This is a genomic window from Rhodococcus sp. 06-235-1A, assembly GCF_002258785.1.
Taxonomy (GTDB): domain Bacteria; phylum Actinomycetota; class Actinomycetes; order Mycobacteriales; family Mycobacteriaceae; genus Rhodococcoides.
Genome location: NZ_NOYI01000002.1, coordinates 64,880 through 84,177, shown reverse-complemented (window position 1 = coordinate 84,177; position 19,298 = coordinate 64,880). Strand labels below are relative to the sequence as shown.

Annotated in this window: 17 protein-coding genes and 1 pseudogene; 9 read left to right on the top strand and 9 right to left on the bottom strand. The window is 65.0% G+C overall.

The features are described from left to right. Positions 1-54: 54 nt before the first annotated feature. From CH275_RS00465 to ku, 3 genes are read left to right on the top strand one after another with little or no spacing between them, the layout of a single operon-like run. Positions 55-843 (top strand): SDR family oxidoreductase, encoded by a 789-nt coding sequence (locus tag CH275_RS00465; RefSeq protein ID WP_094674200.1) that lies wholly within the window; start codon positions 55-57, stop codon positions 841-843. After that, positions 783-1,985, top strand: coding sequence for a lycopene cyclase family protein (locus CH275_RS00460; RefSeq protein ID WP_373453653.1), 1,203 nt, complete (start codon positions 783-785; stop codon positions 1,983-1,985). The genes CH275_RS00465 and CH275_RS00460 overlap by 61 nt, the downstream gene beginning before the upstream one ends. A gap of 52 nt (positions 1,986-2,037) precedes the next feature. Then, positions 2,038-2,979: a non-homologous end joining protein Ku gene (ku, locus tag CH275_RS00455; protein WP_094674196.1), complete on the top strand. Its 942-nt coding sequence runs from the start codon at positions 2,038-2,040 to the stop codon at positions 2,977-2,979. A gap of 21 nt (positions 2,980-3,000) precedes the next feature. Here ku and CH275_RS00450 read toward each other — a convergent pair whose 3' ends face one another. The 7 genes from CH275_RS00450 to CH275_RS00420 are packed head-to-tail and all read right to left on the bottom strand — an operon-like array spanning position 3,001 to position 9,348. After that, a complete protein-coding gene (locus tag CH275_RS00450) occupies positions 3,001-3,381 on the bottom strand; it encodes a metal-sulfur cluster assembly factor (RefSeq protein ID WP_094674194.1) in 381 nt (126 codons plus the stop codon). Then, positions 3,378-3,875, bottom strand: coding sequence for a Fe-S cluster assembly sulfur transfer protein SufU (sufU, locus tag CH275_RS00445; RefSeq protein ID WP_032377839.1), 498 nt, complete (start codon positions 3,873-3,875; stop codon positions 3,378-3,380). The genes CH275_RS00450 and sufU overlap by 4 nt, the downstream gene beginning before the upstream one ends. Further along, entirely contained in the window at positions 3,876-5,168 is a 1,293-nt protein-coding gene (locus tag CH275_RS00440) for a cysteine desulfurase (RefSeq protein ID WP_094674192.1), read from the bottom strand. A 2-nt stretch (positions 5,169-5,170) separates the two neighbouring features. Further along, positions 5,171-5,947, bottom strand: a complete 777-nt coding sequence (gene sufC / locus CH275_RS00435; RefSeq protein ID WP_032403380.1) for a Fe-S cluster assembly ATPase SufC — start codon at positions 5,945-5,947, stop codon at positions 5,171-5,173. A gap of 39 nt (positions 5,948-5,986) precedes the next feature. Then, positions 5,987-7,177: a Fe-S cluster assembly protein SufD gene (gene sufD, locus CH275_RS00430; RefSeq protein WP_094674591.1), complete on the bottom strand. Its 1,191-nt coding sequence runs from the start codon at positions 7,175-7,177 to the stop codon at positions 5,987-5,989. 24 nt (positions 7,178-7,201) lie between these two features. Beyond that, positions 7,202-8,647, bottom strand: coding sequence for a Fe-S cluster assembly protein SufB (gene sufB, locus CH275_RS00425; RefSeq protein ID WP_032377835.1), 1,446 nt, complete (start codon positions 8,645-8,647; stop codon positions 7,202-7,204). Continuing rightward, complete coding sequence (locus tag CH275_RS00420) at positions 8,644-9,348, bottom strand: helix-turn-helix transcriptional regulator (protein ID WP_373453660.1); 705 nt, start codon at positions 9,346-9,348, stop codon at positions 8,644-8,646. Before CH275_RS00420 ends, sufB begins: the two co-directional genes overlap by 4 nt. Positions 9,349-9,713: 365 nt before the next feature. On the opposite strand from CH275_RS00420, the gene mptB reads away from it, so the two are divergent. The 4 genes from mptB to CH275_RS00400 are packed head-to-tail and all read left to right on the top strand — an operon-like array spanning position 9,714 to position 14,149. Then, the gene (gene mptB / locus CH275_RS00415; RefSeq protein ID WP_373453659.1) at positions 9,714-11,369 is read left to right on the top strand and encodes a polyprenol phosphomannose-dependent alpha 1,6 mannosyltransferase MptB; all 1,656 of its coding nucleotides are present in this window, start codon (positions 9,714-9,716) and stop codon (positions 11,367-11,369) included. Beyond that, positions 11,366-12,310 (top strand): ABC transporter ATP-binding protein, encoded by a 945-nt coding sequence (locus CH275_RS00410; protein WP_373453652.1) that lies wholly within the window; start codon positions 11,366-11,368, stop codon positions 12,308-12,310. The genes mptB and CH275_RS00410 overlap by 4 nt, the downstream gene beginning before the upstream one ends. A 2-nt stretch (positions 12,311-12,312) precedes the next feature. Beyond that, entirely contained in the window at positions 12,313-13,107 is a 795-nt protein-coding gene (locus CH275_RS00405; protein WP_373453658.1) for an ABC transporter permease, read from the top strand. 55 nt (positions 13,108-13,162) lie between these two features. Next, on the top strand, positions 13,163-14,149 hold the full coding sequence (locus tag CH275_RS00400; RefSeq protein WP_094674186.1) for a COX15/CtaA family protein: 987 nt from the start codon (positions 13,163-13,165) through the stop codon (positions 14,147-14,149). Positions 14,150-14,287: 138 nt separating this feature from the next. Here the strand turns inward: CH275_RS00400 and CH275_RS00395 are convergent, their stop codons facing one another. Beyond that, positions 14,288-14,659 (bottom strand): hypothetical protein, encoded by a 372-nt coding sequence (locus CH275_RS00395; protein ID WP_094674184.1) that lies wholly within the window; start codon positions 14,657-14,659, stop codon positions 14,288-14,290. A 136-nt stretch (positions 14,660-14,795) separates the two neighbouring features. Between CH275_RS00395 and CH275_RS00390 the strand changes: the two genes are divergently transcribed. Next, the gene (locus tag CH275_RS00390) at positions 14,796-15,761 is read left to right on the top strand and encodes a quinone oxidoreductase family protein (protein ID WP_094674585.1); all 966 of its coding nucleotides are present in this window, start codon (positions 14,796-14,798) and stop codon (positions 15,759-15,761) included. A 23-nt stretch (positions 15,762-15,784) separates the two neighbouring features. Here CH275_RS00390 and CH275_RS00385 read toward each other — a convergent pair. Further along, a pseudogene (locus CH275_RS00385) lies at positions 15,785-16,702 on the bottom strand (heme o synthase); the annotation flags it as partial. Positions 16,703-17,198: 496 nt separating this feature from the next. Between CH275_RS00385 and tkt the strand changes: the two are divergent. After that, positions 17,199-19,298 carry a transketolase gene (gene tkt / locus CH275_RS00380; protein WP_094674583.1) on the top strand — a complete coding sequence of 700 codons (2,100 nt, stop codon included), beginning with the start codon at positions 17,199-17,201 and terminating at the stop codon, positions 19,296-19,298.

The window sequence follows — 19,298 nt, the reverse complement described above, 5'->3', positions numbered from 1 at the left end:
AGCATTCACGTGCCCTGCCCCAGGAACGACGGTGACCCCGGTAACGTCTGATCGATGACCGACGCCCCCGTAACAGTCAGCCCACGCAGCGCGCCGATCCCCGATCTCGCCGGGCGCACCGCACTCGTCACCGGCGGCAGCCGAGGCATCGGCAAAGCGATCGCCGCCGAACTGCTCGCTCGTGGCGCGAACGTCGCCATCACGGCTCGCAAACGCGAACCACTCGTTGCAGCAGCCGCAGAACTGGGCGACTCCGTGCTCGCAATCGACGGCAATGCGGGCGACTCGGAGCACCGACGCGATGCGGTGGCGAGAACCGTCGACACCTTCGGTTCGCTGGACATCCTTGTGAACAACACCGGAATCAATCCCGTCTACGGCTCACTGATGGATGCCGATCTCGCGGGCGTGAGCAAGATCTTCGACACCAATGTCGTCGGCACCCTCGGCTTCGTTCAGCAGGCATTTCATGCCTGGATGGGTGAGCACGGCGGCTCGATCGTCAATGTCGCCAGCGTGGCAGGCATCCGCTCCACCGGCGTCATCGCTGCCTACGGCGCTTCGAAAGCTGCGCTGATCCGCCTCACCGAAGAACTCGCCTGGCAGCTGGGCCCGAAAATCCGCGTCAATGCGGTGGCACCGGGTGTGGTCAAGACCAAGTTCGCCGAGGCCCTCGTCGCCAACGGAGAGGACGCCGCGGCGGCCGGCTACCCGATGAAGCGACTCGGAAACCCGGAGGACGTAGCGGCGCTTGTCGCCTTCTTGGTGTCCGACGCGTCGTCGTGGATCACCGGCGAGACCGTGCGCGTGGACGGTGGTTTGCTCGCCACCGGCGGAATGTGAACGATTTTTCGGCCGACGTCGCGGTGGTCGGTCTCGGACCGGCCGGACGGGCCGTGGCCCACCGATGTGCCGCGGCCGGCCTGGACGTGCTGGCCCTCGATCCGCACCCGGCGCGCACCTGGACCCCGACGTACTCGGCCTGGGCCGACGAATTGCCGTCGTGGTTACCCGAGACCGCTGTCGCCTCGACCGCGCAGAAGCCGGCGGTGTGGACCGATCACCATCGGATCATCGACCGGACGTACTGCGTGTTGGATACACGCGCCCTGCAGTCGGCGTTGGCGCTCGATCGAGTTCGGACGCTCACGGGTACTGCCGTCGACGTCACCGGTTCCCGTGTGACGACCGCCGACGGGACGATCGTCGATGCTGCTCACGTTGTCGACGCCCGCGGCACGCTCGATTCGCGGGACCTCGCGCAACAGACCGCCTACGGGATCGTCGTCGACCGTGAGCGCGCAGACCCGATCCTCGAGGGCTCCGACGCCTGGTTCATGGATTGGCGCACCGACAACGGCGCTCGGCCCGGCGAAGCCCCGAGTTTCCTGTATGCCGTGGCGCTCGACGACGATCGCATCCTGCTCGAGGAGACCTGTTTGGTCGGCCGTCCGGCGCTGGAACTTGCGGTGCTTCGATCACGGCTGCACCACCGACTTTCCCATCGCAATCTGGAACCGACCGGCCACGAGGACGTCGAGCGAGTCCGCTTCTCCGTCGAACCGCCACCTCGGTCGCGTCTGCTCTCCGGCCGAGGCGGCCCAGTACTGTTCGGATCTCGCTCGAACCTGATGCATCCCGCCACGGGGTACAGCGTGGCAGCATCGCTGGCGTCGGCCGACCACCTTGTCGAGCAGTTCCGTGGCGGCGGCCGGTCTCGACGAACCCGCCCGGTACACATCTGGACGGTGCAGAAGCTCCGCAACCTCGGCCTCCGTACCGCGCTGAGTCTGGAACCGGAGATGGTCCCTCAATTCTTCTCCAGCTTCTTCTCGCTTCCGGTCGAACTTCAACGCTCCTACCTGTCGGGCCACGACGACGCCGTCGGGACGATGACCGCGATGCTCAAGATGTTCCCGACGCTGCCGTCCTCGGCCCGGCGTGCGATCGCCCGCACGATCGTGCGGGCCCCGCGTCGCCGCTGAGTTTCTTCTCCAACGGTCGACATGCAGGCGCCCGGTCGGCGATCATGGACACATGCGCAGCATTTGGAAGGGCTCGATTGCCTTCGGACTGGTCAACGTCCCGGTGAAGGTCTACTCGGCCACCGAGCAGCACGACATTCGGTTCCATCAAGTGCACGCGAAGGACGGCGGTCGGATCAAGTACGACCGCATCTGTCAGGAATGCGGCAAGTCGGTGCAGTTCGCCGATATCGACAAGGCCTACGACTCCCCCGACGGCGAACGCGTGATCTTGACCGACGACGACTTCGACAAACTCCCGGCGGCCGAGAAGCACGAGATTCCGGTTCTCGAATTCGTACCGACCGAGCAGATCGACCCGATTCTCTACGACAAGAGCTACTTCCTCGAGCCGGACTCGGCGTCACCGAAGGCGTACGTTCTGCTGCGAGAGACGTTGGAAGAAACCGAACGCACTGCGCTCGTTCATTTCACGCTGAGGCAGAAGACCCGATTGGCTGCGTTGCGGGTGCGTGACGACGTGTTGGTGATTCAGACATTGCTGTGGCCGGACGAGGTCAGGGCAGCCGAGTTCCCCTCGCTCGAGGATGCACCGTCAGCACGTCCGCAAGAGGTGAAGATGGCCACGTCGCTGGTGGAGAGCATGTCCTCGGAGTTCGACCCCACCGAGTACACCGACGACTATCAGATCGAACTGCGCAAGCTGATCGACGAGACCCTCGCCAACGGCGGCGAAAAGGTCATCCACACCGAGGCCGAGAAGGACGACGAGGGTGAGGACGCCGAGGTCGTCGATCTGGTTGCAGCTCTGCAGCGCAGTGTCGAGGCGGCGGGCAAGAACGCGAAGTCGGGGTCTGCCACATCGGCTCCAGCGAAAAAAGCACCGGCCAAGAAAGCAGCTGCGAAGAAGGCCCCGGCCAAGAAGGCAGCTGCCAAGAAGTCGACCGCCGCCAAGTCCGCCGAATCGAAGGACGACGAGGCGAAGGGTGCTTGAGGGAGCCGACTCGGCTGTGGATCAGACGGTGAATCCGAGGGCCCTGAGCTGCTCGCGGCCGTCGTCGGTGATCTTGTCCGGGCCCCACGGCGGCATCCAGACCCAGTTGATCTTCAGGTCGGCAGCCAGTCCGCTGCGCACGAGCGCGCCGCGGGCCTGATCCTCGATGACATCGGTCAACGGGCACGCCGCCGAGGTCAGCGTCATGTCGACCGTGACGATATCGTCCGCATCGATCTTGATGTCGTAGACCAGGCCCAGGTCGACGACGTTGATTCCGAGCTCGGGGTCGACGACGTCGCGCATCGCTTCTTCGAGGTCCTCGAGCACCTTGATCTCTTCGGCGGTCAGTTCCACCGGCGTCGGGGTCACGGCTGGAGTCGTCTCTGTTGCTTCGGTCATGATTGCTGTCCTCCGGAAAGTGCCGACTGGGCTGTCCCGCCCGTCGTAGCTGTCGAATCTGCGTCCACTACTTGAACAACCGCGTCCTTGAAAGCCATCCAACCCAGCAATGCGCACTTCACGCGAGCCGGATACTTGGCCACACCGGCGAACGCTATTCCGTCACCGATGACGTCCTCGTCACCTTCGACGGTACCTCGGCTGCCGACCATGTCGCTGAACGCGTCGACCGTCTTCAGCGCATCGACCACGCTCAGGCCGACGACCTGATCGGTGAGCACCGATGTTGCTGCCTGACTGATCGAGCAGCCCTGGCCGTCGTACGAGACGTCCGCAACGGTGCCGTTATCCACGTGAACCCGCAGAGTGACCTCGTCGCCGCACGTGGGGTTGACGTGGTGTACCTCCGCGCCGAACGGCTCGCGTAGTCCGCGGCCGTGCGGGTGCTTGTAGTGATCGAGGATCACTTCCTGGTACATCTGTTCCATACGCATCTACAGCTGCCCTCCCTCATCGGCACGAGCGGTACCGAAGAACGATTGCGCACGGCGGATCGCCTGAGCGAGCACCTGCACCTCGTCGAGCGTGTTGTACAGGGCGAACGATGCACGTGCGGTCGCAGCGACGCCGAACCGGCGGTGCAGCGGCCATGCGCAGTGATGCCCGACGCGAATGGCGACACCCTCGTCGTCCAGGATCTGACCGAGGTCGTGGGCGTGGATACCGTCGACGACGAACGACACCGCAGAACCACGGTCGACGTTCTCTGTCGGGCCGATCACGCGCACCCCGTCGATCTTCGCGAACTCGGCGAGAGTCGCTGCGACCAAAGCCTTCTCGTGCGCGGCGATGACGTCGATACCGATGTTCTCCAGATACCGCACAGCTGCGCCCAGTCCGACGACCTGCGAGGTCATCGGCACCCCGGCCTCGAATCGTTGCGGAGGCGCGGCGAATGTCGTCTTCTCCATGGTGACCGTCTCGATCATCGACCCGCCGGTGATGAAGGGAGGCATCGCATTCAGGAGTGCAGCCTTGCCGTACAGCACGCCCACGCCGGAGGGGCCGAGCATCTTGTGCCCGGAGAACGCGGCGTAGTCGACATCGAGGGCATGGAAGTCGACCTTCATGTGCGGCACCGACTGGCACGCGTCGAGAACGACGAGCGCGCCCACAGCCCTGGCCCGACGCACCAATTCCTCGACCGGAGCAACGGCACCGGTCACATTGGACTGGTGCGTGAATGCGAGAACCTTGACGGCCGAGGACAATTCGAGCGAATCGAGGTCGATTCGTCCATCGTCGGTGATGCCGTACCAGCGCAGCGTGGCTCCGGTTCGAGCTGCGAGCTCCTGCCACGGAACGAGATTGGCGTGATGCTCGAGTTCGGTGACGACGATCTCGTCGCCGGGACCGAGATGGCGATCGAATCGCTGATCGGCAAGCACGTACGTCACGAGGTTGAGCGATTCGGTCGCGTTCTTGGTGAACACGATCTCGTCGACATCTGCCCCGACGAACGACGCGATGGCCGCCCTGGCACCCTCGTACGCGTCGGTGGCCTCCTCGGCCAGCTGATGCGCCCCGCGATGCACTGCGGCATTGCACGTGGTGAGGAATTCGCGTTCGGCATCGAGTACCTGCACCGGCCGCTGCGAGGTTGCACCGGAATCGAGGTACACCAACGGCTTTCCGTCACGGACGGTGCGCGAGAGGATGGGGAAATCACGGCGAACCGTGGCGACATCGAACGATGCCGCCACCGCCGCAGCTGCCGGTGCAGCCATACTCATGCTCCGGTGGTCGCGGCCTGCGTGTAGCCGGCGTATCCGTTGGCTTCGAGTTCGTCGGCCAGCTCGGCACCGCCGGACTTCACGATCTCACCGTTGACGAAGACGTGCACGAAATCAGGCTTGATGTAGCGCAGGATGCGGGTGTAGTGCGTGATCAGCAGCACTCCACCGTCTTCGCGTTCCTTGTACTTGTTGACGCCCTCGGACACCACTCGCAGCGCATCGACGTCGAGGCCGGAGTCGGTCTCGTCGAGAATGGCGATCTTCGGCTTGAGCAGTCCCAGCTGAAGGATCTCGTGACGCTTCTTCTCGCCACCGGAGAAACCTTCGTTGACGTTGCGCTCGAGGAAGTTGGCCTCGATCTCCAGCTCGCTCATGGCGGTCTTGGCTTCCTTGACCCAGTGCCGCAGCTTCGGCGCTTCGCCGCGCACTGCGGTGGCGGCGGTGCGCAGGAAGTTCGACATCGAGACTCCTGGCACCTCCACCGGGTACTGCATCGCCAGGAACAGGCCGGCGCGAGCTCGCTCGTCGACGCTCATCTCGAGCACGTCTTCACCGTCGAGGGTGATGGTGCCCGAGGTCACGGTGTACTTCGGATGGCCTGCAATGGCGTAGGACAGCGTGGACTTGCCGGAACCGTTGGGCCCCATGATCGCGTGCGTCTCGCCGGACTTCACGGTGAGATCGACACCCTTGAGGATGTTGATCGGCTCGGCGGACGAGTCGGTGTTGGCGACGCTGACATGCAGGTCGCGGATTTCGAGTGTGGACATCAAAGTTCCTTTGTGCAGTCGAGAGGAGTTCGGGTGGACCTACGCGCCGGCGACGGCGAGTTCGGCCTCGATGGCGGCGTCGAGACGCTCGCGTACAGCGGGGACCGGAATCTTGTCGATGATTTCGTGGAAGAAGCCGCGAACGACCAGTCGCCGGGCCACCTCCTCCGAGATGCCGCGAGCACGCAGGTAGAACAGCTGCTCGTCGTCGAAGCGGCCGGTCGCACTGGCATGCCCGGCTCCGACGATTTCGCCGGTTTCGATTTCCAGGTTCGGCACCGAGTCGGCGCGAGCGCCGTCGGTGAGCACCAGGTTTCGGTTCAGCTCGTACGTCTCGGTGCCCTCGGCTTCCGCGCGGATGAGCACGTCACCGATCCACACCGTGTGCGCATCGTGCTTGCCCGGACCGACTTCGCCTTGCAGCGCACCCTTGTACATGACGTTCGACTTGCAGTGCGGTGCCGAGTGGTCGACGAGCAGTCGCTGCTCGAGATGCTGGCCGGCGTCGGCGAAGTACACACCGAGCAGGTTCGCGTCGCCGCCGGGCGCGCTGTAGCGCACTGTCGGGCTGATACGGACCAGATCGCCGCCGAGGCTGACGTTGTAGTGCCGCAGCACGGCGTCGCGTCCCAGCAGCGCGTGATGCGCGGCCACGTGTACGGCGTCGGACTGCCAGTCCTGGATCAACACGACGTGCAACTGCGAGCTGTCGCCCAGAACGAACTCGACGTTCTCGGCGTACGTGCCGCTACCGCGCTGATCGATGACGACGGTTGCACAAGCGAACGTGCCGAGTCGAACCTGCACATGTCCGTAGGCGATGTGATCGACGCCGGGTCCGTCGATGGTGATCTCGATCGGCTCCGCAACCTCGACTTCGTTCGGCACGGTGACGACCGTGGCCTCGGTGAACGCCGAGAACGCCTGAGCCGCGATGCGATCGGCCGGAACTCCGGCCTTGCCCAGTCGTTCGTCGTCGCGGCCCACGGTCTCCACAGTTACCGAGTCCGGCGCGCCGACGGTGACCTGTGCGGCCCCGGCGGCGACTGCCGAACCGTCGTGCAAGCCGCGAAGGCGACGCAGCGGCGTGAAGCGCCACAGTTCGTCGCGGCCCGACGGCACCTCGAACGCGTTCACGTCGTACGACGTGAACTGAGCGCCCTTGTTGGCGACGAGCTTCGACTTGTCTTCCTTGGCGGAATCGGGGTTCTCGGATGCCACGGCACCCATCACTCCGGTGAGGGGGTTGTTCACTTATCCGACCGACCCTTCCATCTGCAACTCGATGAGCCGGTTGAGCTCGAGCGCGTATTCCATCGGCAGTTCGCGAGCGATCGGCTCGACGAATCCGCGGACGACCATAGCCATCGCTTCGTCCTCGGTCATGCCGCGGCTCATCAGGTAGAACAGCTGATCGTCACTGACCTTCGAGACGGTGGCCTCGTGTCCCATGGACACGTCGTCTTCGCGAATGTCGACGTAGGGGTACGTGTCCGAGCGACTGATCGTGTCGACGAGCAACGCGTCGCACTTGACCGTCGAGCGCGAACCGTGCGCACCCTTGTTGATCTGGATCAGACCACGGTAGGACGTCCGGCCACCACCACGGGCGACAGACTTGCTGACGATGTTCGACGACGTATGCGGTGCCAGGTGCAGCATCTTCGAGCCGGTGTCCTGGTGCTGGTCCGGGCCTGCGAACGCGACCGAGAGAACCTCACCCTTGGCGTATTCACCGGTCATCCAGACGGCCGGGTACTTCATGGTGACCTTGGAGCCGATGTTGCCGTCGACCCACTCCATCGTCGCGCCTGCCTCGGCTTTGGCGCGCTTGGTGACGAGGTTGTAGACGTTGTTCGACCAGTTCTGGATGGTCGTGTAGCGGCAACGACCACCCTTCTTGACGATGATCTCGACAACAGCCGAGTGCAGCGAATCCGACTTGTAGATCGGGGCGGTGCAGCCCTCGACGTAGTGCACGTATGCACCCTCGTCGACGATGATCAGCGTGCGCTCGAACTGACCCATGTTCTCGGTGTTGATCCGGAAGTAGGCCTGCAGCGGGATGTCCACGTGGACGCCCGGCGGGATGTAGATGAACGATCCACCGGACCACACAGCGGTGTTCAGTGCGGAGAACTTGTTGTCGCCTGCGGGGATGACGGTGCCGAAGTACTCGCGGAACAGCTCCGGCTGCTCCTTGAGTGCGGTGTCGGTGTCGAGGAACAACACTCCCTGCGCCTCGAGATCCTCACGGATCGAGTGGTAGACCACCTCGGACTCGTACTGGGCAGCGACACCGGAAACGAGGCGCTGCTTCTCCGCCTCGGGGATGCCGAGCTTGTCGTACGTGTTCTTGATGTCCTCGGGCAGGTCCTCCCACGTCGCAGCCTGCTTCTCGCTGGAACGTACGAAGTACTTGATGTTGTCGAAGTCGATGCCGTCGAGGTTGGAGCCCCAGTTCGGCATCGGCTTGCGCTCGAAGGTCTTGAGCGCCTTGAGACGCGCCTCGAGCATCCACTCGGGCTCGCTCTTCTTCTGCGAGATGTCTCGAACGACGGCCTCGGAGAGACCTCGCTTGGCGCTTTCACCGGCTACGTCCGAGTCGGCCCAGCCGTATCCGTACGTGCCGAGCGAGGCGATGGTCTCGTCCTGGGTCAGCGGCGCGGTGGGTGTCACCTGGTCTGGTGTGACGGTCATGCGGGCTCCTTCCGGAGGCTCGGGCGTTCTCCGACACGGGGCTGCGCGTCGGAAGTCTTCTTGTCGGAACTATCGGTGTTCGAGTACCGCGTCGGTGACAGCGGTACATGCGTCGTGCAGGCGCAATTGCCGTTGGCAATGGTCGCCAAACGCTGGACGTGCGTGCCGAGGATCTCGGCGAACGCGGACTGTTCCGCCTCGCACAGCTCCGGAAACTCCGAGGCGACGTGCGATACCGGGCAGTGGTGCTGGCAGATCTGCACGCCATTGCCGACCTGACGGGTGGTCGCGGAGAACCCGGCCGCGCTGAATGCGTCGGCGATTCGGTCTGCCGCGTCCTCCACGGCGCGTGCGTCGGAGCCTGTCGCAGGTTCGACGTCGGCCACGATGGTGTTGACGCGTTGGCGAGCGAACGTCTCGATGGCCACATCCCCGCCGATCTTGCGCAGCTGACGCATCGCGGCACCCGCGAGATCGTCGTAGGTGTGACCGAGACGGTTACGTCCGGCGGCCGTGAGCTGAAAGTACTTGGCCGGTCGGCCGCGGCCACGCTGACGCGCTCCTGCCGGAGTGGTGATGCGAGCCTCGCCGGCGTCGATGAGCGCATCGAGATGACGTCGGACCCCTGCCGCGCTCAATCCCAGCCGCGTCCCGATGTCGGAGGCCGTGATGGGGCCCTCTTCCAGCAGTAGAGTGACCACCGCACCCCTGGTCTGTCCTTCGGGGAGCGAGGCCTGTCGAACCGACGGCGCGCCTGCGCCGGCGGTCGAGGAATCGACACTCCCCGGACGCGCGAACGTGCTTTCGGTTGTTTTCACAACACCAGTGTGACGGAATTGTTTTGCCTGGTCCACCAAGGGTGCCCTATGCCCGACGCGATCCTCGGCCCCAGCGCAGTCGGGAGGACGGTGCGGGCACCGGATGGGCGCACGGCTACGCTCCCACTGTGCCATCGACCGACAGTGAGCAGAGTTCCGGGCGCTCACGTCTCGGAGGCGGTGACGATTCGTCGGCTCGCACGACCACGCGCCCGAGAACGGCGGTCACACAGACCCTCGACCGGTACGTGGTGGCACCGGCCCGCCGGGTCATCGGCCTCGAGCCCACTCCTCCGGGTGGTGTGGTCGCCACCCTGCACGGTGACGAGCGAGAAGCGCCCGGTCTGAATGCCGCGGAGACGGCTCAGCTCCGCAACATCCGCCGGTTCGGTGCTGCGGGCGCTCTGCTGATGACCATCGGAGCCCTCGGCGCGGGAGCGCAGCCGGTGCTGCAGAACCCTATTGCAGGCGTTCGGTTCCTGAGCCTTCCCTCACGCATGGCCACCTCGGCCTTGACGGTGACGATGACCGGAACGGTCATCGTGGTGCTGGCATGGTTGTTGCTGGGCAGGTTCGCCCTGGGGCGCACTCGATCGGGTGCGACTCCGCGCCGGCTCACGCGCTCCCAGATGGACCGCACGCTGCTGCTGTGGATTCTCCCGCTGTGCGTTGCGCCACCGATGTTCTCGCGCGATGTGTACTCGTACCTGGCTCAGAGCGAGATCACCGCGCGTGGACTCGACCCGTACGAGGTAGGGCCGGAGACCGCCCTGGGTGTGGACAACGTGCTGACCCGAACGGTTCCCAACATCTGGCGCCTGACGCCGGCACCCTATGGTCCCCTCTTCCTCTGGATGGGTCGCGGCATCACCTATCTCACAGGCGAGAACATCGTGGCGAGTATCTTCTTGCACCGTCTCCTTGCGCTGGCAGGTGTGGCGTTGATCGTCTGGGCGCTGCCACGACTGGCGCGGCGTTGCGGCGTGGCCTCTGTCACTGCTCTCTGGCTCGGGGCCGCGAACCCGCTGCTGCTGTTCCATCTGGTTGCCGGCATCCACAACGAGGCCCTGATGATCGGACTCATGCTTGCGGGCACCGAGTTCGCGCTGCGGTCCGTGGAACGTCCAGGAGTGCTTCGAAGAACCGACGTCGCCTTCCTCGTCGGCGGAGCGGCACTGATCGCACTGTCGTCCACGATCAAGATCCCGTCGCTCATCGCACTCGGCTTCGTGGGAATGGCGCTGTCGAAGCGATGGGGCGGCACCTTACGTTCCGTGGTGTACGTGGCGGTTCTCCTCGGCGCGATCGTCATCACCGTCCAAGTCGCCGTCAGTCTGGGTAGCGGGCTCGGATTCGGGTGGATCAACACACTGGGCACCGCAGGTGTCGTCCGCAGCTGGATGTCGATCCCCACGATCCTCGGCCTGGGTACCGGGTTCGTCGGAGTGCTGCTCGGCCTCGGTGACCACACCACCGCTGTGTTGGGTCTCACTCGTCCGATTGCGGCCGTCGTCGCAGGCATCATCGTCGTTCGCATGCTGATCGCCGTTCTGCGTGGGCGACTGCACCCGGTCGGCGCACTCGGCGTCGCGCTCGGCGCGGTCGTGCTGCTGTTTCCGGTGGTCCAACCGTGGTATCTGCTGTGGGCCGTGATTCCTCTTGCTGCCTGGGCCACTACACCGTCGTTCCGTCGACCTGCCATCGCCTTCTCTGCTCTGGTCAGCGTGATTCTCATGCCGAACGGCAGCGAATACCAACCGTTCCAGATCGTGCAGGCCGCGGTGATGACGATCCTGACGGTCGCGGTGCTCTACCTGCTCACGCGAAACCGGATGCCGTGGCCCACTCGCAGCCAACCACCGGAACGCGACCGCAGAGCCGACGAATACGCTGAGTCCTCGTGATCTCCGGGACGTCGAATGCGACGCACTCTGTCGTGCAACTGACCGACGTACGAAAGTCCTACGACGGCGTCAAGGCCGTGGACGGTCTGAGTCTGAACATCGGCCCCGGCGAGGTCCTCGCGCTCCTCGGCCCGAACGGTGCCGGAAAGACCACCACGGTCGAGATGTGCGAGGGATTCGTCGAACCGGACAGCGGGTCGGTCCGCATCCTCGGACTCGACCCCATCGCACAATCGGCACAGCTGCGGCCGCGCATCGGCGTCATGTTGCAGGGCGGCGGGGCGTATCCGGGTTCGAAGGCCGGCGAGATGCTGCAACTCGTCGCGTCGTACTCGGCAGACCCCCTCGATCCGGCATGGCTGCTCGACTGCCTCGGTCTCACGTCGGTCGTGCGCACGCCCTACCGTCGCTTGTCCGGCGGTCAGCAACAGCGCCTCGCGCTGGCCTGTGCCATCGTCGGACGACCCGAACTGGTGTTCCTCGACGAACCGACGGCCGGGCTCGACGCCCAGGCCCGACTGCTGGTGTGGGAGCTCATCGACGCCTTGAGACGCGACGGTGTCGGCGTACTGCTCACGACGCACCTCATGGACGAGGCCGAGCAGTTGGCGGATCGGCTGACGATCATCGACAACGGCCGCGTCGTGGCCTCGGGTTCGCCGTCCGAACTGACCAAGCAGGGTGCCGAGGGCCAACTACGCTTCACCGCTCCCCCGGGTCTCGAATTGTCCATGCTCGACGCGGCACTTCCCCCGGGGTACGTACCGTCGGAACCGACACCCGGCTCGTACGTGGTTTCGGGAGTTATCGAGCCACAGATCCTCGTGATCGTGACGTCCTGGTGTGCTCAGCAGGATGTGCTGGCCACCGAGTTGCAGGTCGATCAGCGCCGACTCGAGGACGTGTTCCTCGAGCTGACCGGTAGAGAATTGAGGAAGTGACGGTGCGCAGAGAAGCCCGGCTCGCCGACAACCGATTCGAGACAGGTCTGTTCGCGCCTCGTCCGCAACCGGCCTCGGCCGCGCGCATGCTACTCGCGCAGACGCGCCTGGAACTGAAGTTGTTGTTGCGCAACGGCGAGCAGTTGCTGTTGACGATGTTCATTCCGATCACGTTGCTGATCGGCCTGACACTCCTGCCGTTCGGCGCACTGGGCGACGACCGGGTCGCCCAGGTGGTCCCTGCCGTGATGATGGTGGCCATCATGTCGACGGCGTTCACCGGCCAAGCCATCGCGGTCGGCTTCGACCGCCGCTACGGCGCGCTGAAGCGACTCGGTGCAACGCCGCTTCCGCGCTGGGGCATCATCGGCGGCAAGTCCGCTGCGGTGGTGATCGTGGTGATACTGCAGTCGATTCTGCTGGGCTCCATCGGCGTCGCTCTCGGTTGGCGGCCGGCGGCAACGGGCCTACTGCTCGGTGCCGTGATCATTGCCCTCGGCACCGTCACGTTCGCGTCGATGGGATTGCTGCTCGGCGGTACTCTTCGGGCGGAAATCGTGTTGGCGCTGGCCAACATCGCTTGGTTCGTGATGCTCGGCATCGGTAGTGCGGTCTTCGTCGACGACCAGATTCCCCAGGGTCTGCAGAACGTTGCTCGCATCGTCCCATCCGGTGCGCTGGGAGAAGCGCTGAGCCGAGGCGTCGCGTCGTCCTTCGACGTTTTCGGTGTGGTCGTGCTCCTCGTGTGGGCAGCGGTGTGCAGCACTCTCGCCGTCCGCACGTTCAAGTTCACCTGAACCAGCAGGTTGCCCCAACGACGCTGTGTAGTTGATCGGCGTTTACCATCGTGGGGTGCTGTACAGAGCGTTCTTGCGCGTCGTCGACCTTCTGCCACTCCCGTCGCTTCGTGTGCAGCGAATTCTTGCGTTCATCGCGATAGTGACCCAGGGCGGTATCGCCGTCACCGGTGCCGTCGTCCGAGTGACCGGCTCCGGTCTCGGGTGTCCCACGTGGCCGCAATGCTTCCCCGGTAGCTTCACTCCGGTCGGTGTATCCGAGGTCCCGGTGCTGCATCAGGCCGTGGAGTTCGGCAACCGCCTGCTCGCGTTCGTCGTCGTCATTTCCGCTGCCGCGGTAGTACTGGCAGTCGTGCGCGCTCGACGACGCCGTGAGGTGCTGTTCTTTGCATGGTTGATGCCGCTCGGCACCGTCGTCCAGGCTGTGATCGGCGGATTCACCGTCCTGACGGGACTGCTCTGGTGGACGGTCGCCATTCATCTCGTCGTCTCGATGGCCATGGTCTGGCTGGCCACCCTGCTCTACGCCAAGGTGGGCGAGAGCGACGCGGCATCCGAATCGACTCCCACTGTCCCGGCTGCACTGCGCGCTCTTGTCGGGCTGTCCGGAGTCGCCCTGACCGGCGTGCTGATCGCGGGCACGATGGTGACCGGGGCCGGCCCCCACGCCGGCGACAAGAGCATCGAAGAGCCAGTGCCACGTCTCGGCATCGAGATCGTGACTCTTGTTCACGCTCATTCCCAGTTCTTGGTCGGCTACCTGGCCCTGTTGGTCGGGCTGGGATTCGCGCTGTACGCGGTGCGTGCGCCGAGCGCGGTCAAGCGTCGCCTGCACGTTCTGATCGCGTTGGTGCTGGCTCAGTCGCTGATCGGACTGGTGCAGTACTTCACCGGCGTTCCGGCAGTGCTCGTCGCGTTTCACGTAGCCGGAGCGGGTGCCTGCACCGCTGCGACTGCGGCCGTCTGGGCTGCCTGCCGCACTCGTGGCCCGATAGCGACGGACGAGATCGAGACCGTCGAGGACGTCGCACTCCACTCGTGACGAGCGGTGCGGCTTCGAACAGGGTGGAGGGGCAGCCGACCTCCCCCTCAGATGGCCGACTGCCCCTCCACTGACTTCGACGCACCGGGTTCCGAGATGGTTCCCGTCCGATCGAACAAATTTCGGAAGGTTTTTCGCTCAGACGATCGCTTGGTTGCGGGCCTTCGGGAACTTCTTCTGACGGGCGACCCAGCCGGCCATCTTCTCGTAGTGCCCTGGCGCTGGGTTGACGGAGCTGACCAGCTCACGATCCCATTCGGCCTCGGTCAGTTCATCGAGATCGTCGACGATCGCCCGAGCGATGCCGTGGGTGGCAACCACCTGGTCACCGAGCACTCCGTCGGCACCGACCATGGTGAGTCGGGTTCCGGCGCGACCTATGGGCTGAATCACGACCTGAGCAGAATTGCCATGATCGGCGAGGAAACTCTTCACCGCTGCGAGCGTTCCCTTGGGAACCTCGTTCGACTCACTCTTCTCGATGCCCGCACTGTCGATTTCGGTAGCCATGCCGACACGATACCGAGTTCGTTCGTCTCGCCTGCATCGGCCCACGGTGTCGTTACTGATCGGTAACTTCGGCGGCGCACATGCATCGACCGAATCCGGACGCGCCGCTGCGGTCGGTCCGTGTAGAACGGAGTTCATGCGTGCGATTCGAATAGACAACACCGGCGGACCCGAGGTCATGAAGGGGGTCGATATTCCGGTACCGACCCCAGGACCTACCCAGCTCCTGGTCCGGACGGACGCCATCGGCATCAACTACATCGACACCTACTTCCGCCGCGGCATGTATCCGCGCGCGTTGCCCTACGTTCCCGGTGACGAGGGGTCCGGCGTGATCGATCAGATCGGCTCGGACGTCACCGACTTCGTTCCAGGAGATCGCGTCGCCTGGGCCGCAGCACCCGGTAGCTACGCCGAATACGTCCTGGTCGACGCCTCGTCGGCCATCGCGGTTCCCGACGGCGTTCCTGCCGATCAGGCCGCCTCGGCACTGCTGCAGGGCATGACGGCGCACTATTTGATCGAATCCACCTACCCGGCCCAGCCTGGTGAGACCGTCCTGGTGCATGCAGGCGCAGGTGGCGTCGGACTGATGTTGACGCAGATGGCGGTGGCCAAGGGCGTGAACGTGATCACCACGGTCTCCACGGATGCAAAGGCCGACCGGTCGACGCAGGCCGGTGCCGCCCACGTGTTGCGCTACGACGAGGACATCGCCGCCCGCGTCCGCGAGATCACCTCGGGCGAAGGCGTGCATGCGGTGTACGACGGCGTCGGTGCCGACACGTTCGAGGCAAGTCTCGCGTCACTGCGAGTCCGAGGGACGCTGGCTCTGTTCGGGGCCGCGAGCGGTCCCGTGCCGCCGCTCGATCCACAGCGGCTCAACGGTGCAGGGTCCCTGTTCTTGACCAGGCCGACACTCGCCCACCACATACGGGACCGAGCCGAGCTGGAGTGGCGGGCCGGTGAGGTGTTCGCAGCGATGGCGAGTGGAGCGCTCACGGTCCAGGTGGGTGCGCGCTATGCACTCGAGGACGCGGCGCAGGCCCACATCGATCTCGAGTCCCGCAAGACCACCGGGTCCATCGTTCTGGTTCCCTGATCCGGCTCTCGGCGGACGTTCGCTCAGGAGAAGATCTGGGCGAGCGTCTGCCAGCCGAGCACCGAGTCCACGGCAAGGCCGCAGAACACCAGGGCCAGGTACTCGTTGGACAGGATGAACAACTTCAGCGGTTTGACCGGAGTTCCGGCTCGAACTCCGGCATAGAGGCGATGAGCGACGACGAGGAACCATGCTCCCGAGGCCACCGCGACGACTGCATAGATGACGCCCGAGCCCGGTGCCAGGGCCAGCGTGGCAGCCACCGTCGCCCATGCGTAGAGCACGATGTGCTTGGTCACCTTGGTTTCCGAGGCCACTGCCGGCAGCATCGGCACGTTGGCCGCCTGGTAGTCCTCCTTGTACCGCAGCATCAGTGCCCACGTGTGCGGCGGAGTCCACAGGAAGATGACCAGGAACATCACCAACGCCTGCCACCCGATGGTGCCCGTCACGGCAGACCAGCCGATCATCACCGGCATGCATCCGGCGGCACCACCCCACACCACGTTCTGCGAGGTACGCCGCTTGAGGACGAGGGTGTAGACGAAGATGTAGAAGCAGATGGTCACGACGGCGAGCACGCCGCTCAGCAGGTTCGTGGTGGCCCACAGCCAGAAGAACGAGAACACGCCGAGCACGATTCCGAACACCAGAGCATGCGAGACCGGCATGGCACCGCGGGCGAGCGGACGCTTCTCGGTGCGCTTCATCACCTTGTCGATATCGGCGTCGACCACCATGTTCAGTGTGTTGGCGCTCGCTGCCGCCAGCATTCCGCCGAAGAGCGTGGTGAGAATCAACCACGGGTTCACGTGACCGCGGTCGGCCAGAAGCATCGCGGGAATGGTCGTCACCAGGAGTAGTTCGATGACCCTGGGCTTCGTCAGCGCGACGTACGCGAGGAAGAGTGCGAACGCTCGGCGCGGAGCCGACGATGCCGGAGCCGACTGCGCGGACTCACCCTGGTCGTCTGCTCCGAATCCGGGGCCGCCGGCGAAACCGTGTCCGCCCGGCTGCTGCCCAATTCGCACTGCGTCTCCTCGCCCGACTGTCGTTCTCTGGCGCTCGGCCACTTGTCCTTCGCGCCACCGGCACGGGGGTTCGCACTCGGCGGCGACCCTGGACGTCCACGCGCACGCCTGATCAACCCGATCGGAAAAATGCCACCGAACGTGCGCCTACTACGACCGATGGTAGACGGCTGGGTTTGCACCTCCAATTCGCAGGGCACCCAAAGTGAGGAAATGGTGGTCACCGAGTAACCCACGCGCAATCGTCCGGGGGAAGGCACGACAGTAGGGTCGGACAGAACTAGGCTGGTGGAGGACGTCCCTCGGCACCGACCACATGCGTGCTCCACCCAGGCGCATCGCAGTCGCCGCCGACCGACGATTCCTCGGAGCCACAACTCGAACGAATGTCAGGAGATTTCTGCTCGTGTCGATCACAGACGATATTGACGTCCTCACCACGGCGCACCACCCGAGCGACTGGACGGACCTGGACACCCGAGCGGTCGACACCGTTCGTGTTCTGGCAGCGGACGCAGTGCAGAAGGTCGGCAACGGCCACCCCGGAACCGCGATGAGCCTGGCTCCCCTCGCCTACACCCTCTTCCAGCGCACCATGCGCCACGACCCCACCGACACGCACTGGATCGGCCGCGACCGGTTCGTGCTCTCGTGTGGCCACTCGAGCCTGACCCTCTACCTGCAGTTGTACTTGGGCGGCTTCGGGCTCGAACTCGCCGACATCGAGGCGCTGCGCACCTACAAGTCCAAGACACCCGGACACCCCGAGTTCCGCCACACCGACGGTGTCGAGATCACCACCGGTCCGCTCGGCCAGGGGCTCGCCTCCGCCGTGGGCATGGCAATGGCAGCGCGCCGCGAACGCGGCCTGTTCGATCCCGAGCCCGCTCTCGGCGACAGTCCTTTCGATCACTTCATCTACGTGATCGCCTCCGACGGCGACATCGAAGAGGGTGTCACCTCCGAGGCGTCGTCTCTGGCCGGCACTCAGCAGCTCGGCAACCTGATCCTGTTCTACGACGACAACAAGATCTCCATCGAGCACTCCACCGACATCGCGCTCTCGGAGAACACGGCTGCGCGCTACGAGGCCTACGGCTGGCACGTGCAGGTGGTGGAGGGCGGCGAGAACGTCACCGCCATCGAGGAGGCCGTCGAGGCAGCCAAGGCCGTCACCGACAAGCCGTCGATCATCGTTCTGCGCACCATCATCGGTTTCCCGGCGCCCACCATGATGAACACCGGTGCCGTCCACGGTGCGGCACTGGGCGACGAGGAGATCGCGAAGGTCAAGCAGGCCCTCGATTTCGACCCCGCCAAGACGTTCGAGGTCACCGACGAGGTCATCGGCCACACCCGCAAGCTCCAGGAGCGCGGCCGCAAGGCGCACGCCGAGTGGACCGTCGAATTCGATGCCTGGGCCGCGCGCGAGCCCGAGCGCAAGAAGCTGCTCGATCGCCTCACCCAGGGCACGCTGCCCGAGAACTGGACCGACGTTCTCCCCACCTGGGAGCCCGGCAGCAAGGCCGTCGCCACACGTGCCGCCTCGGGCGAGGTCCTCAACGCCGTCGGACCGGTTCTGCCGGAACTGTGGGGCGGCTCCGCCGACCTCGCAGGCAGCAACAACACCACGATCAAGGGCGCGAAGTCCTTCGGCCCCACGTCGATCTCCACCGACGACTGGGACGCCGAGCCGTACGGCCGGACGCTGCACTTCGGCATCCGTGAGCACGCGATGGGCGCCATCCTGTCGGGCATCGTCATGCACGGCCCGACGCGTGCGTACGGCGGCACGTTCATGCAGTTCAGCGACTACATGCGTCCGGCCGTTCGGCTCGCGTCGCTCATGGACATCGACCCCATCTACGTATGGACCCACGATTCCATCGGCCTCGGCGAGGACGGCCCCACGCACCAGCCGGTCGAGCATCTCGCCGCGCTGCGGGCCATCCCCAACCTGTCGGTCGTGCGCCCCGGTGATGCCAACGAAACCGCATTCGCGTGGCAGGCAGTGCTCGCGAAGTCCAGCAGCAGCGGACCCGTCGGCCTCGCACTGACGCGTCAGGGCATCCCGATCCTCGAGGGCACCAGCTACGAGGGCGTCTCGAAGGGTGGATACATCCTCGTCGAGTCCTCCAAGGCGACCCCGGACGTCGTGCTGATCGGAACCGGTTCCGAGCTGCAGTACGCCGTGGAGGCGCAGAAGCAGCTCGAGGCGCAGGGCATCGCCGCTCGCGTCGTCTCCATGCCGTGCGTCGAGTGGTTCGAGAGCCAGGATCAGAACTACCGCGACCAGGTGATCCCGCCCACCGTCAAGGCCCGGGTGTCGATCGAAGCCGGCATCGCGATGCCGTGGTGGAAGATCGTCGGCGGCTTCGGCGAAATCATCTCGCTCGAGCACTACGGCGAATCTGCCGACGCTGCAACACTTTTCCGCGAGTTCGGCTTCACGGCCGAGGCCGTGACCGCAGCCGCTCAGCGCTCCATCACCAACGTGAAGGGATAA

What these genes read in the sequence shown, in the direction of transcription:
- sufB (WP_032377835.1), bottom strand. Translation starts at nt 8,647, where the DNA reads ATGACCGTCACACCAGACCAGGTGACACCCACCGCGCCGCTGACCCAG.
- CH275_RS00395 (WP_094674184.1), bottom strand. Translation starts at nt 14,659, where the DNA reads ATGGCTACCGAAATCGACAGTGCGGGCATCGAGAAGAGTGAGTCGAAC.
- CH275_RS00450 (WP_094674194.1), bottom strand. Translation starts at nt 3,381, where the DNA reads ATGACCGAAGCAACAGAGACGACTCCAGCCGTGACCCCGACGCCGGTG.
- sufC (WP_032403380.1), bottom strand. Translation starts at nt 5,947, where the DNA reads ATGTCCACACTCGAAATCCGCGACCTGCATGTCAGCGTCGCCAACACC.
- CH275_RS00390 (WP_094674585.1), top strand. Translation starts at nt 14,796, where the DNA reads ATGCGTGCGATTCGAATAGACAACACCGGCGGACCCGAGGTCATGAAG.
- sufD (WP_094674591.1), bottom strand. Translation starts at nt 7,177, where the DNA reads ATGGGTGCCGTGGCATCCGAGAACCCCGATTCCGCCAAGGAAGACAAG.
- ku (WP_094674196.1), top strand. Translation starts at nt 2,038, where the DNA reads ATGCGCAGCATTTGGAAGGGCTCGATTGCCTTCGGACTGGTCAACGTC.
- CH275_RS00465 (WP_094674200.1), top strand. Translation starts at nt 55, where the DNA reads ATGACCGACGCCCCCGTAACAGTCAGCCCACGCAGCGCGCCGATCCCC.
- sufU (WP_032377839.1), bottom strand. Translation starts at nt 3,875, where the DNA reads ATGCGTATGGAACAGATGTACCAGGAAGTGATCCTCGATCACTACAAG.
- CH275_RS00440 (WP_094674192.1), bottom strand. Translation starts at nt 5,168, where the DNA reads ATGGCTGCACCGGCAGCTGCGGCGGTGGCGGCATCGTTCGATGTCGCC.